This window comes from Dongia sp., from assembly GCF_041905885.1.
Lineage (GTDB): Bacteria > Pseudomonadota > Alphaproteobacteria > Dongiales > Dongiaceae > Dongia.
Window position 1 is genome coordinate 114,942 of record NZ_JAYRKD010000002.1, and the last position, 14,892, is coordinate 129,833.

The window sequence follows — 14,892 nt, forward strand, 5'->3', positions numbered from 1 at the left end:
CTTAGGGGACGCGACCGCCCATATTTTTTATTGGACGTCCGGGTCCAGCCGGCGGTTCATCACCGCCGGCCGACCCGCAGCGCCGAGGGTTGCGTCAGAATCTGAGAGTGGAACCGATCGCGACACTGACCGCTTCGTATTTGTCGGTGTTGCTGTCCGCTGCGTCGCCGCTATCCTTGAACCAGGTGTAGCCAAGCTCGGCATCGAGATCAACGCCGGGACCCACCGCGTAGTTGCCGGTCAGGATGACGCGGTCCAAGTTGCGGCTGCCGCCGGGATTGCTGGTGAAATCGAGCGCCGGGCCGGCGCCGTCGTAGTGACCATGGCTGCCCTGCAGGCCGACGGTCCAGGCATCGATGCCATAGCTGACGCCGCCGCCGGCGACCCAGGCATTGTTGTCGTCACCGCCGGTGTTGAAATACTCCGTCACCGCGCCGATGCCGAAATTGCCGAAGGTCACGTTGAGGCCGGTCTGATAGGCCTGGCTCTTGCCGTCGTTGCCGCCGTCGGTGCCGTTGAACTTGGCCTGCCAGGATCCGCCGCCGCCCCAATCGATGCCCCAGCCGTCGCCGGCGTAATTGTAGAGCGCATAGGCAGCGAAGCTGTGATGCGCGGTGCCGTCGGGATTGCGCGGCGTGCCCGGGCCGTTGACGCCGTCCTGGGTATAGTCCTCGGCATTGTTGCTCGGCGTGTAGGCGACGATCAGTTGGAAGCCGCTGAAGTTCGGCGTCGAATAGACGATCGACTGCGAGTTGCCGAGCACGTCGGTGCAGGCCGAGTTTGATCCGATCGGATCGTTCGAGCCCCAGTCATCCGGCGAGAAAGCGGAGAAGTTGGCAGTCGCACCCGGCGGCAGGATGCAATAGCCGCCGATCGGGCCGTCCTGCGAGCCGATCTGCACCTTGCCGAAGCCGCCGGACCAGTAGACGAAGGACTTGTCGATCTGGTCGCCGGCGGTCTCGCCTTCGAGCTCGATGCGGGCGCCGACGGTGAGACCGTTGTCCAGCGTGGTCTCGCCCTTGAACCAGACTTCGGCGTTGTGGGCCAGCTTGTCGGTGTTGCGATGGTTGCCGAAATGACCTTCGCTCTTCTTGTCGAAGACGCCCTGATAGACCGTCTGGAAGAAGCCGCCGATATCGAGCTTGACGCCATCCGAAGCTTGCGCAGCACCGGTCAGCGCCGCGACGCCTGCCAGCGTCGTGCTGCCGAGTAGAATACGTTTCATGTCGAGTGCTCTCTAATTTGCGGTCGCCGGTCGGCGGCCGTCGTTGCCCCTCTTGATCCGCGCGCCCCGTCTGCCGATATGAGGGTCCAGCCGAGTTGCGTCTGGAGCCTGGGCGGAGCGCTTGGCGCGGATCGTCGTTGATTTTGGCGGGAGCGGCGGTGGCCTTGGAGCACTGGGATGCGGCATTTGTGCACCTCCTCGTGCCAAAGGAATTAGAAGGGAATATCAGGTGACACCAGTGATGAGTGCTCAGGTGACAACTGAAGGGATTTCAACCACGCCCGCACCGCATGGCGTGCGCACAACCCTGCGCGCCGTCGGGATATTGCGGCGACGGCGCGCGCGGATTCTCTGCGCGTGATGCGGGCGGGCCACAGGGCGCCGGGTGCCGGTGTCGCGGCAGTGGTCCGGGTATGAGTGGGGAGGCCGATGCCGGGCGGCTAGACCAGGAAGGCGATTGCCGCGACCAGCACCGCCAGCAGGGCGCCGGCCTTCACGCTGCGCCAGCTGACATCGTAGTGGCGCGAGGCGTAGTCGTCGGGGTCGGGGGAATTCAGTGACACAATTCTATACCGCATATTCTTGCACTCGATCGGGACCGGCTGGACCGGTCCCGGGGAACGATCCGCGTGACCAGATGGCGCCGATCGGGCCCGGATCAAATGACGAGTGCTCAGGGGTGTCGTGAGCGAAGTGCAATTCAGGCTGCTTGACCTCAACCTGCTGCGGGTCTTCGACGCGCTGATCGAAGAGCGCAGCGTCACGCGTGCGGCGGCGCGGCTGCACATCACTCCCTCCGCAGTGAGCCACGCCTTGGCGCGGCTGCGCGATCTGTTCGAGGACCAGCTGTTCGTGCGCGGACCGCAGGGCATGCAGGCGACGCCGCGCGCCGCCGAGATCGGGCCGAGGCTGCGCGATGGCCTCAATCAACTCGAGATGGCGCTGACCCCGCGCGCTTTCGAGCCCCTGATGAGCACCCGGGTGTTCACGATCGCGTGCAGCGGCTATATCTGCGCGGTGCTGCTGCCGGAACTGATGCGCCGGATGCGCGCGCAGGCGCCGAACACCAAGCTCGTCGTGCGCTCACTCGAAACCGGCGTGGTGGCGGCGCTGGAGGCCGGCCAGGTTGACCTGCTGGTGGGCGGCTTCGGCCATATCCCCGACCGGTTCCATTCCGAGCCGCTGTTCGAGGACGCGCCGGTCTGGCTGCTCGGGCGCGACTATCTCGATCCCAAGACCGAGGTCTCGCCGGACCGGGTGGCACGACTGCCGAAATTGAGTGCGATGTCGGGCGGCAATGCGAACCTGATCGAGGGCGTCGTCGTCGAGAACGGGTTGGAGCGCCGGGTGTCGCTCGACGAGCATAGCGGCGTGGTCGGCGTGCCGCTGGGTGACAGGGAAGGCGGGCCGATCCTGGCGTCGATCCCCTACTCTTCCGTGGCACCGCTGATCGTGAAGCACAGCGACATGGCGGCTCTGCTGCCGCGCCGGCTCGCCAATCTCTTCGCGCAGAGCTTCGACCTGGACATCGCCGAGCCGGATGCCGATCTGACGAAGCTGGAGATCCTCTCGCTCTGGCATCGCGAGCACGGCAATCACGCGGCGATCGCCTGGTTCCGCGGTCTGCTCGCCGAGGTTGCGGCCGTCCTCTAGGCCTTGGCCTCGCGGCTGCCGAAGATCGCGGTGCCGACGCGCACCAGGGTGGCGCCGAGCCGGATCGCGCTCTCGTAGTCGCCGCTCATGCCCATGCTGAGGCCGGCCAGACTGTTGCGGGCGGCGATCTCGCGCAGCAGCGCGAAATAGGGCGCCGGCTGGTGCTCGGCGGGCGGAATGCACATCAGGCCGGCGATGCCTAGCTTCAGCTCGTCGCGGCAGAGTGCGATGAAAGCATCGGCCTCGCGCGGCGGGATGCCCGCCTTCTGCGCTTCCTCGCCGATATTCACCTGGATGTAGAGCGCAAGCTTGCGGTTCTGCCGCACCATCTCCGCAGCCAGCGCGCGCGCGAGCTTCTCGCGGTCCACGGTCTGGATGACGTCGAACAGCCCAACCGCATCCTTAACCTTGTTGGTCTGCAGCGGGCCGATCAGGTGCAGCTGGAGCTCGGGATGACGGCGCTGGAGCTCCGGATACTTGCCCTGCGCCTCCTGGACGCGGTTCTCGCCGAACGCGGCCTGGCCGGCGGCAATCGCCGCTTCGACAGCTTCGGCCGGATGCGTCTTCGCGACGGCGACCAAGGTCACCGCGGCGGCGTCGCGGTCCGCATCTCGCGCGGCGGCGGCGATTCTGGTGCGGATCCCGGCAAGATTGCCGGCGATGTGATCGGTGCTGTCCATGCGCGGAATTTGCCCGGAGGCCAAGGTGAAGGCGAGCGGAAAGATCGCGCGGGAGAAGTGGGAAGCTCGCGCAAGCTTCCCGCCTGGCGCGAAGCGCAAAAAGAAGAGGGGAAGCGGTTGCCCGCTTCCCACCCTGCGCGAGCGCAAAAAGAATGAGGGGAAGCGGTTGCCCGCTTCCCCTCGAGACCTGCCCAACCCCGGTTGCCCGGGATCGGATAAGGCTTAGAACGTGAACTTCGAACCGATGCCCACGTCGAAGGCGCTGTAGTCGTCGTTGCCTTCGTCGGTCGCGTTCGAGGTGTCGTGGAACCAGGTGTAACCCAGTTCGGCGTCGAGCAGGACGCCCGGGCCCATCTCGTAGCTGCCGGTCAGGATGATGCGGTTGTTGTTGTCGTGGCCGCCGTCACCGTTGCCGCCGCCAGCGCTGGAGGCGTAGAAGGTGCCGTGGCTGCCCTGGATACCAACGGTCCAGGCATCGACGCCGTAGCTCGCGCCGCCGCCGGCGACCCAAGCGTTGTTGTCGTCACCGCCGTTGTTGTAGTACTCGAAGATACCGCCGACGGCGAAGCCGCCGAAGGTGACCGTCAGAGCAGTCTGGTAGGCCGAGCTCTTGCCGTCATTGGCGCCTTCGGTGCCATTGAACTTGCCCTGCCACGAACCGCCTCCACCCCAGTCCACGCCCCAGCCGTCGCCGGCGTAGGAGTACGTGACATAGGCGCCGAAGGTGTGATGCGCGGTGCCGTCCGGGTTGGCCGGAGTGCCGGCGCCGTTCATACCAGCGTCGTTATAGTCGTTGGCGTTGTTGCTCGGGACGTAAGCGACGACGAGCTGGAAGCCAGCGAAGTTCGGCGTGGTGTACTTGATCTGCGTCGACTCGTTCGAGACGTCGCTGCAAACCGAGTTCGAGCTGCGCGGCTGGTTGCCGCCCCAGGAAGCCGGGGAGAAGCCCGAGAAGTTCGCGGTCGCTCCCGGAGGGAACACCGGGCAGGCGCCGATCGGACCGTCCATGGTGCCGATCTGGACCTTACCGAAGCCGCCCGACCAGTACACGAACGACTTGTCGATCTGGTCAGCAGCCTGCTCGCCTTCGAGCTCGATCTGCGCGCCAACGGTCAGGCCGTTGTCGAGCGTGGTCTCGCCCTTGAAGTGGACTTCGGCGTTGTGAAGGATGCGGTCGACGTTGCGATGGTTACCAGCGTGTCCGTCGCTCTTGTCGTCAAAGACGCCCTGGTAGACGACCTGGAAGAAGCCGCCCACATCGAGCTTGATCCCATCGGACGCCTGCGCGGCGCCGGCAACGGTGCCGACTCCCAGCAGGGCCGTGGTACCCAGAAGAACTTTCTTCATCTCGAGATTCCCTAAGTTTGCGATTGCCACCGATACCGGTACCGACATCGGATGCCCCTCGTCCTCAGGCCGATTTGTTCGGTACGTTCTGCCGTCTTGCCCGCCCCGTTGATGTTCCTTGCGGCGTGCGGACGCTCGGAACCGGGTCACTGGTGATAGACAGAACAGGCCGAACAATCCCACCGACCTGGAAACAGCGAAACCTTCTCTAAACCCTGTCCGGGTGTCAAACCATTTGAGGCAAAGCCTGTGGCATTTTTCCAAATCTGTGGCGATGCTGCCACAGTTCGCCCTAAAGACCTGATTCCGTGAGTGTCAAAGGTGTGGCAGCGAAACGGGATGGGGACCGGGCGACACAGATTCCTGGCATCGGAAAGCCCCAGGCCAGGGTCAGATTTCGTTCCGCTAAAATTCCCCTCAAATACGTTGAATAGGCGCATAGTCCCATAAAATCACTCCGCGACACCCCGGTGTGAGGCCCCAGAGCGGCGGGAAGCCGGGGATTTTCACAGCGGCCAGTAGCCGAAGCGCTCCATTTGCTGCTTGTGGGTCTCGACCACCCGATCGACCTGGGCCTTGCTGAGGGCGGTCCGCCACTGATCCGCCTTCCCCACCCGGAAGAACTTCTCGGCCTTGTAGGAGCGCTCGCGGAAGCCCTTCTGGTCCTCCTGGCCGCGGAGATTCTCGAACGACGAGGCCTGGATCGCCCGTTCGATGCGGCTGCGTTCCGGGTTGAGGCCGAGAAAACGCGCCACCCGGGTGAAGGTGACCAGGGGCTTCTTCAGCATGTCCTCATAGCGCGCCACGTGGAGCCATGGCCCCGGCGCGTTGGTCCAGCTGAGTACATGGGTGGACCAGTCCTTGTGGATCTCGAACACCAGCTGGTCGCCGGTCTTGGTGCCGTTGCGCGGGTCCGCCATCACGTCGATCGCCTCGTCGAGCGTGCTGCCATAGTGATCGGCCAGCGAAATGCAGACATCGAGCGGGTTGCGGACGATGTAGATGGCGCCGGCGGTGAGATCCATCTGGATCATCGGCAGGCCTTCGAACTCGACATGCGCGTTGTGCGTCTTGACGAAGACATCGTCCGTGCTCATCCGGCCGATGTCGCGCTGGGCCTTCCAGCGGGTCTCCATGACTTCCAGGCTGGTCCAGTCCTGCGAGGGCTTGGTCAGGTAAGGCTTGTAGAAGGCGATCGTCGAATCGCTGAAGGAAAACTCACCTAAGCGATTGATGTCGTATGCCTGCTGGGGATTGCGGAGCAGGTTGTGAAGGTAGGCCCGCATCCAAGTGTTGCCGGACTTGGGATAGCTTGCCATCCAGATGAGTCGGCCCATGTTCGGTCGGATCTGCCTTAATGAGGTTGGCCAAGGTTGGCTTGATGAGCGGCCCCAGGGTTAGCGCCCGATCGACCGGCCGGCGGCAGCCCCGCGCCGCCAAATCCACCAATCGCCAACACGTTACAGCCCGGACGCCGCGCCCGCACTTGACCCGAAAGCCGCAAATCGCTTAGGTCTCATCGGCTTCGGCGGGTTGCAACAAGCGCTAACCGCGGCGACCGCCGTTTATCTGGGAGCAGCAAGGGCCGTCAACATGAAAATCGAAGCCTTTCGGGGCTGGACTGCCTTTGCCAGGCGTTTGCTACCCATTGTTATTCTTGGCGTTCTTTGCGGTTATTTGAGCGCCTGCAACTTCTCGGTCGGCGGCGACCCGACCTATCCGGAAGACCGCGACCGCAGCGAGCGCGGCGCCGGCGCCACCAGCGGCAGCATGTTTGGCGAGGGCGGGCTGTTCGGCGACAGCAAGGAAGGCACCGATAACGGCGGCACCGGGGTCGGGGTCAACAGCCTGCTGTGGCGCGCCTCTCTCGACACCATCTCCTTCATGCCGTTGGTTTCGGCCGATCCGTTCGGCGGCGTGATCATCACCGACTGGTACACCCCGCCGCAGACTCCCGACGAGCGGTTCAAGGTCAATATCTTCATCCTCGGCCGGCAGCTGCGGGCCGACGGCATCCGTGCCTCGGTGTTCCGCCAGATCAACCAGGGCGGCGGCTGGACCGATGCCCCGGTCGCGCTCAATACCGCCACCGATCTCGAAAACGCGATCCTGACGCGCGCCCGCCAATTGCGCATGTCGGGCGTCCAGCAGTAGAACCGCCCCCGGGCCCGTCCGTCTCTCTTCAAGGTCAGGTCCGACCCAGCACGGACCGCGAGCAGTACAGCTATGGCATCACGCTACAATTTTCTGGAAACCGAGACCAAGTGGCAGTCGGTTTGGGCGACCCGCGAGGCGTTCAAGACCGAGGCGGATCCATCCCGCCCGAAATACTACGTCCTCGAGATGTTTCCCTATCCGTCGGGCCGGATCCACATGGGCCATGTCCGGAACTACACGATGGGCGATGTGGTGGCGCGCTACAAGCGCGCCCGCGGCTTCAACGTGCTGCACCCGATGGGCTGGGACGCTTTTGGTCTCCCCGCCGAGAACGCGGCGCGCGACCAGAAGATCCATCCGGCGCGCTGGACCTATGACAACATCGCGACCATGCGCGCCGAGCTGAAGCGCATGGGCCTGTCGCTGGACTGGTCGCGCGAATTGGCGACCTGCCATCCGGGCTACTATCACTACCAGCAGGAACTCTTTCTCGACTTCTTCAAGGCCGGGCTGGCCTATCGCGGCGAGGCCTTCGTCAACTGGGATCCGGTGGACCACACCGTGCTCGCCAACGAGCAGGTGATCGACGGCCGCGGCTGGCGCTCCGGCGCGCTGGTCGAGAAGCGCAAGCTCTCCCAGTGGTTCCTGAAGATCACCGCCTATGCCGACGAGCTCCTGGCGGCCTTGAAGGGCCTCGACCGCTGGCCGGAGAAGGTCCGGCTGATGCAGGAGAACTGGATCGGCAAATCCACCGGCGCCTATGTCCGCTTCAAGCTGGTCGGGCGGGATGACCGGCTGACCATCTTCACCACGCGGCCCGACACCTTGTTCGGCGCCTCGTTCATGGCGGTCTCGCCGGATCATCCGCTGGCGGAAGAGGCGGCCAAGGCCGATCCCAAGGCCGCGGCCTTCATCGCCGAATGCAAGGCGGCGGGCACCTCCGAGGCGGTGATCGAGGCGCAGGAGAAGAAGGGCTATCGCACGCCGTTCGAGGTGCAGCATCCCTTCATCAAGGACAAGAAGCTCTCGGTCTACATCGCCAACTTCGTGCTGATGGAATACGGCACCGGTGCGATCTTCGGCTGCCCCTCGGGTGACCAGCGCGATCTCGACTTTGCGCGCAAGTACGGCCTGCCGGTCATCCCGGTGGTGCTGCCGCCGAACGAGGACCCGAAGACCTTCGCGATCGCCGGCGTCGCCTATACCGATGACGGCACGATCTACAATTCAGACTTCCTCGACGGGCTCCCCGTGGAGGAGGCGAAGAGACAAGTCGGGCTGAAGCTGCAGCAGCAGGGCGACGGCGAGCCGACCACGATCTTCCGTCTCAGGGACTGGCTGGTCAGCCGGCAGCGCTATTGGGGCTGCCCGATCCCGATTATCCATTGCGAGAAGTGCGGCCCGGTGGCGGTGCCGAAGCAGGACCTGCCGGTGACACTGCCGGATGATGTGACCTTCGACCAGCCGGGCAATCCGCTCGACCGGCACCCGACCTGGAAGCATGTGAACTGCCCGACTTGCGGCGCCAAGGCGCGGCGCGAGACCGACACCTTCGACACCTTCGTGGATTCGTCCTGGTATTTCGCGCGCTTCTGCTCGCCGCGCGCAACCGTGCCGACCGAGCGCGACAAGGTCGACTACTGGCTGCCCGTCGATCAGTATATCGGCGGCGTCGAGCACGCGATCCTGCATCTCTTGTATTCGCGCTTCTTCACGCGGGCGATGAAGCTGACCGGCCATGCCAAGCTGGACGAGCCGTTCGAGGGCCTGTTCACCCAGGGCATGGTGCTGCACGAATCCTACAAGGACCACGAAGGCAAGTGGCTCTACCCCGAAGAGGTCGATAAGCGCGCCGACGGCAGCGCGGTCCATGTGAAGACCGGCCAGCCGATCGAGGTCGGCCGCAAAGAGGTGATGTCGAAGTCGAAGAAGAACGTGGTGCCGCCCGCGCGCATCATCGAGACCTTCGGCGCCGACACCGCGCGCTGGTTCGTGCTCAGCGACAGCCCGCCCGAGCGCGACATGGAATGGACCGATGCCGGCGTCGAAGGCGCCTGGCGCTTCACCCAGCGGCTGTGGCGCATCGCGGAGAGCTGGACCGAGGCGCATCCAAGCCTGAAGGAAGAGCTCGGCGCGGCGCCGGCCAGCTTCTCAGGCGAGGCGTTGGCGCTGCGCCGGGTCACGCATAAAACCGTGGCGCAGGTCACTGAGACGATCGAGAAGTTCAGCTTCAACAGTGGCGTCGCGGCGATTTACAAATTCGCCAATGCGCTGGCCGAGGTGAAGCCGGAAGCCTTGAACGATGCCGCGGGCCTCTGGGCGCGCAAGGAAGCGCTCGACACCCTGGCGCTGCTGATCGGGCCGATGATGCCGCATCTGGCCGAAGAGATCTGGCAGGGCCTCGGTCACAAGGCGATGCTGGTCGAGACCGACTGGCCCGCGGCCGATCCGGCGCTCACCACCGACGACCAGGCGACCGTCGCCGTGCAGGTCAACGGCAAGCTGCGTGCCACGATCAGCCTGCCGCGCGATTGCGACAAGGCTGTAGCCGAGCAGGCGGCGCTGGCCGATCCCGGCGTGCAGCGCGCGATGGAAGGCAAGGCGCCGAAGAAAGTCGTGGTGGTGCCGAACCGGATCGTCAATATCGTCGTCTGACGGTTGCCTACCGCGCTGGACGTGACTCGCCGTTTCGTGCTCGCTTAGTCCCATGAAGCTCGACCGCCGACAGATCGACGAGTTCCTGAAGAACCCGGGCGAGAAAACCGCCGCGGTGCTGGTCTTCGGCCCGGACGAAGGCCTGGTGCGCGAGCGGGTGAATGCCCTGGTCAAGGCGGCGGCCGGCAGCAGCGACGATCCCTTTCGCGTGGTCGAGCTGGACTCCGACCAGCTGCGCGGCGATCCGGCGCGGCTGATGGACGAGGCGGGCGCGATCTCGATGCTGGGCGGACGCCGCGCGGTGCGGGTGGGCGGCGTCACCGATGGCCAGGCCAAGCTGGTCGAAGACTTCCTCGACAGCCACCGTGACTCCAAGAACACCCTGGTGATCTTCGAGGCGGGCGAGCTGCCCGGCCGGGCGGCCTTGCGCAAGCTGTTCGAGGGCGCGCCGCATGCCGCCGCCATCGCCTGCTATCACGATTCCGGCGGTGACTTGAAAGCCGTCATCCAGGCGCAGCTGAGCGCAGCGGGGAAGGGGGCAGCGCCGGCCGCGCTCTCCTATCTCGAACAGTCACTCGGCGGCGACCGCGGCGCCACCCGCTCGGAGATCGAGAAGCTCATCCTCTATGTCGGCGAGGCGAAGCAGGTCGAGCTCGAGGATGCCATGGCCTCGGTGGGCCATTCCGCCGGGGTCGAGCAGGACGACCTCAACTATGCGATTGCCGAGGGTGATTCACGCGCAATCGAGCGCCAGCTCGACCTCAACCTGGCCGAAACCGCGCCGATCATGATCCTGCGCGGACTCGCCCGGCATTTCCTGAAACTGCACGGCGCGGTCGGGCGGCTGGAATCCGGCGCTTCGCTGCAGGATGCGATGGTGGCGCTGAACTCGCCCTTGTTCTGGCGCGACCGACCGCGGCTGGAAAGGCAATGCCGCCGCTGGTCCAGCCGCGCCATCGCCATCGCCCTGCAGAAGATCGGCGAAACCGAGTCCCAGGCGATGCGCCACCGCGAGATCGCCGACACGCTGACCCGCCGCGCCGGGCTGGAGATCGCCGCGCTGCCGGGGAAGCGCTAGGCCTGGCGCGATTGACCGTTCGTCCGCGCCCATCCTAGATTGCGGCAGGGTCTTGGCGGGGGCAGCGCGATGCGGCACGCAATCTGGATCATGCTGGTTGCCGCACTGTGCGTGACCGAAGCGCGCGCCGACGGCAACGACGAACTCGACGCCTGCGCGCGCGAGGGCGAGCGCGACAACTACTCCCTTTCGATCGAGCATTGCACCGCGGCGATCGGCTCCGGTGAACTTTCGGCCGAGGACCTGGCGGTCGCCTACGTCAACCGCGCCATCAGCCATCGCCGCCTGCGTCGGTTCGAGGAGGCCATCCGCGATTGCGAGAAGGCGCTCGGGGTCGATGCCAGCAGCCTCGATGCGCATATCGCCTGCGCCAACGCCTATGGCGGTAAGGGCGACTTCGCGGCTGGGATCGGGCATTTCGACCAGGTACTGAAGCGACATCCGAACGACGGCGAAACCCACAATAACCGCGGCAACCTGTTGAACCAGGCCGGCGACTACCTGCAGGCGCTGCAGGAATTCGAGACCGCCTTGCGGCTGCAGCGGCATTTCCAACTGGCCCAGCGCAACCGCGGGATCGCGCTGTTCAACCTCGGGCGTTTCAAGGAGGCGGCGGTAGCCCTGGCACTGGCCTTGCAGCAAGATCCGGAAGACTACCCATCCCTGCTGTGGCTGGCTCTCGCCCGGGGGCGCGGCGGCCTGGTGCCGATGTCGCCGGACGCGGTCTTGTCCGCGGCCAAGAATGCCGATCACGACGACTGGCCCTGGCCGTTGATCGCATACTACGCCGGCCAGCCCTTCGACTTTGCCGTCACCGCGCGCGGCGGCGCCGACGAGACTCCCGAGACCGAGGCTCTACGCAAGACCGATCGCGAATGCGAGGCGCACTTCTACTACGGCGAGATGGCGATCATCCGCCAACAAAAAGATGAAGCGAAGCAGCATTTGCAGCTGGCCGCCGAGATCTGCCCGAAGACCTTCATCGAGCATGCCGGCACCCTGGCCGAACTGAAGCGGCTCTAGAGCGCGATCTCCGCGACGATCGCATCGTGGTCGGAAATCGCCGCGCCCTGGTTGTCGACCGCCGCGATGGTCAATGATGATGACGCCGTGAGGCTCCTTGTAAACAGCCAGTCGAGGCGGCGGAAGGGCGGGAGCGGGCGGCCGTCGGGGCGCTGGCGCTGGGTGGCCGCCGTGTCGTTGGCGCTGCGCCAGCCGAAGCTCGCCTGCTGCATCACATCGAACAGCGGCTCGTAAGCGCCGCAGCGGTGGAACCAGGTGCGGGCATCCTCGGGCCGAGCCGGATCGACCTCCGGCAGCGCGGCGGTGTTGCAGTCGCCGCCGATCACCATCGGCGCGTTGCCGTAGCAGCCGTTGATCGCCGACAGCAGCTGGGTCATCTGCTGGGCCCGGCCGACGGCATCGCTGTCGCTTTCGAGATGCAACGAGACCACGACGAGATCGCCGTCATCGGTGGCGATCCGGGCCGCTAAAGCCATGCGGCCGCCGAGCCTGCGCTGGACGCCGGAGGCTTTGCCGTTGACGCGGTCGGCGAACCAGCGGCCGCCGGCGTCGAGCCGGATCAGCGCCAAATCGTGAAGCGGCAGGCGGGAGAGAATCGCATTGCCGTGCAGGCCGGCATGGTTGCGCTGGCCCTTGTGCCGTTCCCGTTCGCGGTCGTCGCCCAGGCCGAGCTCGACGAACTCGACGCCATAGGCGTAGCCCATGTCGAGCGCCGCCGCGAGTTCGGCGGTGGTGTGGCGGTTGCCGGAGCGCGCCATGCCGACATCGCTCTCCGAGAGCAGGAGGATGTCGAGATCGAGCCCACGCAGGAGTGCCGCCGAGGCCTCGCCGTATTTCAGCCGTTCGGCATTCCAGGCAGCGAGGCGCAGCGGGCGGCGCGGCACTCTTACGGTCTCCGGCGGGCGATACTCAATCGCCGTCAGGGCGGTGACGCCGCGGGCGATGCGGTCATGCTCGGCCTGGGTGGGTTCCGCGGTCAGCGCCGCGGTGATCTCGGCATGGCCCGGCGGCGGCAGCGCCGCCGTGGTGAGCGAGTGGATCTCGATCATGCCGGTGCCGTACGGAGCATTTTATTCCGCGGCCAGGCGGGTGGGCGGAAGCTCGATGCGACGGCCGCTCTCGGCCTCGAAGAGATGCACGGCGGCCATCGGGATTTTGAGATGGCGGCGCTGGCCGGGCTTCGGCAGCATCCCGGCTTCGGCGTTGCCGTTGCGCATCACGGTCATCTCCAGCTCTCCGCTCCTGCCGTACAGGACCTGTCCGGTTCCGAGCTCTTCGACCAGCTCGACGGTGAAATCTAGCGTGCCTCGGAGCGGCGCCTCAACCAGCTTGATCTCGTCCGGCCGGACTCCGATGGTGACCGGCGTACCGGTGCCGCTGCCGATCGCGATCCGGCCGTCGGGCGCCATCACGCCGGCCATGAAATTCATCGCCGGCGCGCCGATGAAGCCGGCGACGAAACGGCTGGCCGGGCGGCGGTAGACCTCGGTCGGCGTGCCGATCTGCTCGATCCGCCCCTGGTTCAGGACCACCAGCCGGTCGGCCAGGGTCATCGCCTCGACCTGGTCATGGGTGACGAAGATGCTGGTGGCACCCAGCTTCTGATGCAGCCGGCGGATCTCGATCCGCATCTGGGCGCGCAGCTTGGCGTCGAGGTTGGAGAGCGGCTCGTCGAACAGGAAGACTTTCGGGCTGCGGATCATCGCCCGGCCGATCGCCACCCGCTGGCGCTGGCCGCCGGACAGCGTGCCGGGCTTGCGCTCCAGCATCTCGGCAAGGCCGAGGCTCTGGGCCACCTCGGCGACCCGCGCCTTGCGCTCGGCCTTGCGCATGCCGGCGACTTTCAGCGCATAGCCGATGTTCTCGCCGACCGTCATATGCGGGTAGAGGGCATAGTTCTGGAACACCATGGCGCAGCCGCGCTCGCGCGGCTCCAGCTTGTTGACGACCCTGCCGTCGATCGCGATCTCGCCCGCGGTGATCTCTTCCAGGCCGGCGATCATGCGGAGCAGGGTGGACTTGCCGCAGCCCGAGGGCCCGAGCAGCACCACGAATTCCCGATCCGCGATGGTGAGATCGACCCCGTGCACGGTCGGCGTCTTGTTGTAGCTCTTGTGCACGCCGCGGATTACGACCTCGGCCATAGCGCCTCTCCTGCTATTTTTCAGTTGCGACGAGGCCGCGCACAAACCAGCGCTGCATGAGGATTACGACGACCAAGGGCGGTAGCATGACGATCAAGGTTCCGGCCATGGCGATATGCCAGTCCGGCGTGCCGTTGGTCTGGGGGATCAGTTCGCGGAGCTGCATCACCGCCGTGCCATGGGCGGAATCGGTGGTGACCAGCAGCGGCCACAGATACTGGTTCCAGGCCCAGACGAACATGATGGTGCCGAGCGCCGCCATATTGGTGCGCGACAGCGGCAGCAGCACGTCGAAGAAGAAACGGATCGCCCCGGCGCCGTCCATCCGCGCCGCCTCGGTCAGCTCGTCGGGCAGCGTCAAGAAGAACTGGCGATAGAGGAAAGTGCCGGTCGCGGTGGCGATCAAAGGCAGGATCAGGCCGGTATAGGAATTCAGCAAGCCCCATTTCAGCGCGATCTCGACGCCAGTTGCCTGCTGCACCAACCAGGTGATGCCGGTGAGGTCGAGCAGGGCCTGGTAGGGACTGAGCACATTGGCGGCGACCGCATAGGTCGGCACGATCCGCACCTCAAGCGGCAGCATGAGGGTAATGAACACCGCCCAGAAGACCAGCATCTTCCCCCGGTAGCGGAAGTAGACGATGGAGAAGGCGGTGAGCGCGGCGATGAACACCTTGCCGAGCGCAACGCCGGCGGCGAAGACAATGCTGTTCAGCAGCTTCGGCCCGAGATCGGCGCGGTTCCAGGCCTCGACGATGTTGTCCCAGAACTGGTCGCCGGGGATGAGCGGCATCGGCACCTGGTTGACGGTGCGGAGATCATGCGAGGCGGCGACGGCGATGATCGCGAAGGGCAGCAGCGCGAGGGCCAGTCCCAGCAGCAGCAGGATCTGGGTCACGACATTGAGGATCGGCGTGCGTTCGACCATGC

13 protein-coding genes are annotated in these 14,892 nt (G+C 65.6%); 5 read left to right on the forward strand and 8 right to left on the reverse strand.

The genetic code is table 11. From position 1 onward, the window contains the following. Window positions 1–94 precede the first annotated feature (94 nt). A complete protein-coding gene (locus tag ACH2CY_RS02370; protein ID WP_395015504.1) occupies window positions 95–1,225 on the reverse strand; it encodes a porin in 1,131 nt (376 codons plus the stop codon). A 440-nt stretch (window positions 1,226–1,665) separates the two neighbouring features. After that, window positions 1,666–1,788, reverse strand: coding sequence for a hypothetical protein (locus tag ACH2CY_RS02375; protein ID WP_395015507.1), 123 nt, complete (start codon window positions 1,786–1,788; stop codon window positions 1,666–1,668). A 121-nt stretch (window positions 1,789–1,909) separates the two neighbouring features. On the opposite strand from ACH2CY_RS02375, the gene ACH2CY_RS02380 reads away from it, so the two are divergent. Next, window positions 1,910–2,878, forward strand: coding sequence for a LysR family transcriptional regulator (locus ACH2CY_RS02380; protein ID WP_395015509.1), 969 nt, complete (start codon window positions 1,910–1,912; stop codon window positions 2,876–2,878). Here the strand turns inward: ACH2CY_RS02380 and ACH2CY_RS02385 are convergent. The 3 genes from ACH2CY_RS02385 to ACH2CY_RS02395 all read right to left on the reverse strand — a co-directional run bounded on the left by ACH2CY_RS02385 (window position 2,875) and on the right by ACH2CY_RS02395 (window position 6,242). After that, window positions 2,875–3,558: a YggS family pyridoxal phosphate-dependent enzyme gene (locus ACH2CY_RS02385; RefSeq protein WP_395015511.1), complete on the reverse strand. Its 684-nt coding sequence runs from the start codon at window positions 3,556–3,558 to the stop codon at window positions 2,875–2,877. The two genes, ACH2CY_RS02380 and ACH2CY_RS02385, sit on opposite strands and share 4 nt — an antisense overlap. A 222-nt stretch (window positions 3,559–3,780) precedes the next feature. Beyond that, window positions 3,781–4,905: a porin gene (locus ACH2CY_RS02390; protein ID WP_395015512.1), complete on the reverse strand. Its 1,125-nt coding sequence runs from the start codon at window positions 4,903–4,905 to the stop codon at window positions 3,781–3,783. Window positions 4,906–5,411: 506 nt separating this feature from the next. After that, entirely contained in the window at window positions 5,412–6,242 is an 831-nt protein-coding gene (locus ACH2CY_RS02395) for a sulfotransferase domain-containing protein (RefSeq protein ID WP_395015513.1), read from the reverse strand. 256 nt (window positions 6,243–6,498) lie between these two features. On the opposite strand from ACH2CY_RS02395, the gene ACH2CY_RS02400 reads away from it, so the two are divergent. From ACH2CY_RS02400 to ACH2CY_RS02415, 4 genes are all read left to right on the forward strand, one after another. After that, window positions 6,499–7,059, forward strand: a complete 561-nt coding sequence (locus ACH2CY_RS02400) for a DUF3576 domain-containing protein (protein ID WP_395015514.1) — start codon at window positions 6,499–6,501, stop codon at window positions 7,057–7,059. A gap of 72 nt (window positions 7,060–7,131) precedes the next feature. Beyond that, window positions 7,132–9,717 carry a leucine--tRNA ligase gene (gene leuS / locus ACH2CY_RS02405; protein WP_395015516.1) on the forward strand — a complete coding sequence of 862 codons (2,586 nt, stop codon included), beginning with the start codon at window positions 7,132–7,134 and terminating at the stop codon, window positions 9,715–9,717. Window positions 9,718–9,769: 52 nt separating this feature from the next. Further along, the gene (holA, locus tag ACH2CY_RS02410) at window positions 9,770–10,795 is read left to right on the forward strand and encodes a DNA polymerase III subunit delta (protein ID WP_395015519.1); all 1,026 of its coding nucleotides are present in this window, start codon (window positions 9,770–9,772) and stop codon (window positions 10,793–10,795) included. A gap of 69 nt (window positions 10,796–10,864) precedes the next feature. After that, the gene (locus ACH2CY_RS02415) at window positions 10,865–11,818 is read left to right on the forward strand and encodes a tetratricopeptide repeat protein (RefSeq protein WP_395015520.1); all 954 of its coding nucleotides are present in this window, start codon (window positions 10,865–10,867) and stop codon (window positions 11,816–11,818) included. Here ACH2CY_RS02415 and ACH2CY_RS02420 read toward each other — a convergent pair. The 3 genes from ACH2CY_RS02420 to ACH2CY_RS02430 are packed head-to-tail and all read right to left on the reverse strand — an operon-like array spanning window position 11,815 to window position 14,890. Continuing rightward, on the reverse strand, window positions 11,815–12,867 hold the full coding sequence (locus tag ACH2CY_RS02420; protein ID WP_395015522.1) for an endonuclease/exonuclease/phosphatase family protein: 1,053 nt from the start codon (window positions 12,865–12,867) through the stop codon (window positions 11,815–11,817). The two genes, ACH2CY_RS02415 and ACH2CY_RS02420, sit on opposite strands and share 4 nt — an antisense overlap. A gap of 21 nt (window positions 12,868–12,888) precedes the next feature. Then, the gene (locus ACH2CY_RS02425; RefSeq protein WP_395015525.1) at window positions 12,889–13,962 is read right to left on the reverse strand and encodes an ABC transporter ATP-binding protein; all 1,074 of its coding nucleotides are present in this window, start codon (window positions 13,960–13,962) and stop codon (window positions 12,889–12,891) included. A 13-nt stretch (window positions 13,963–13,975) separates the two neighbouring features. After that, entirely contained in the window at window positions 13,976–14,890 is a 915-nt protein-coding gene (locus ACH2CY_RS02430) for an ABC transporter permease subunit (RefSeq protein WP_395015528.1), read from the reverse strand. Between the last annotated feature and the right edge of the window lie 2 nt (window positions 14,891–14,892).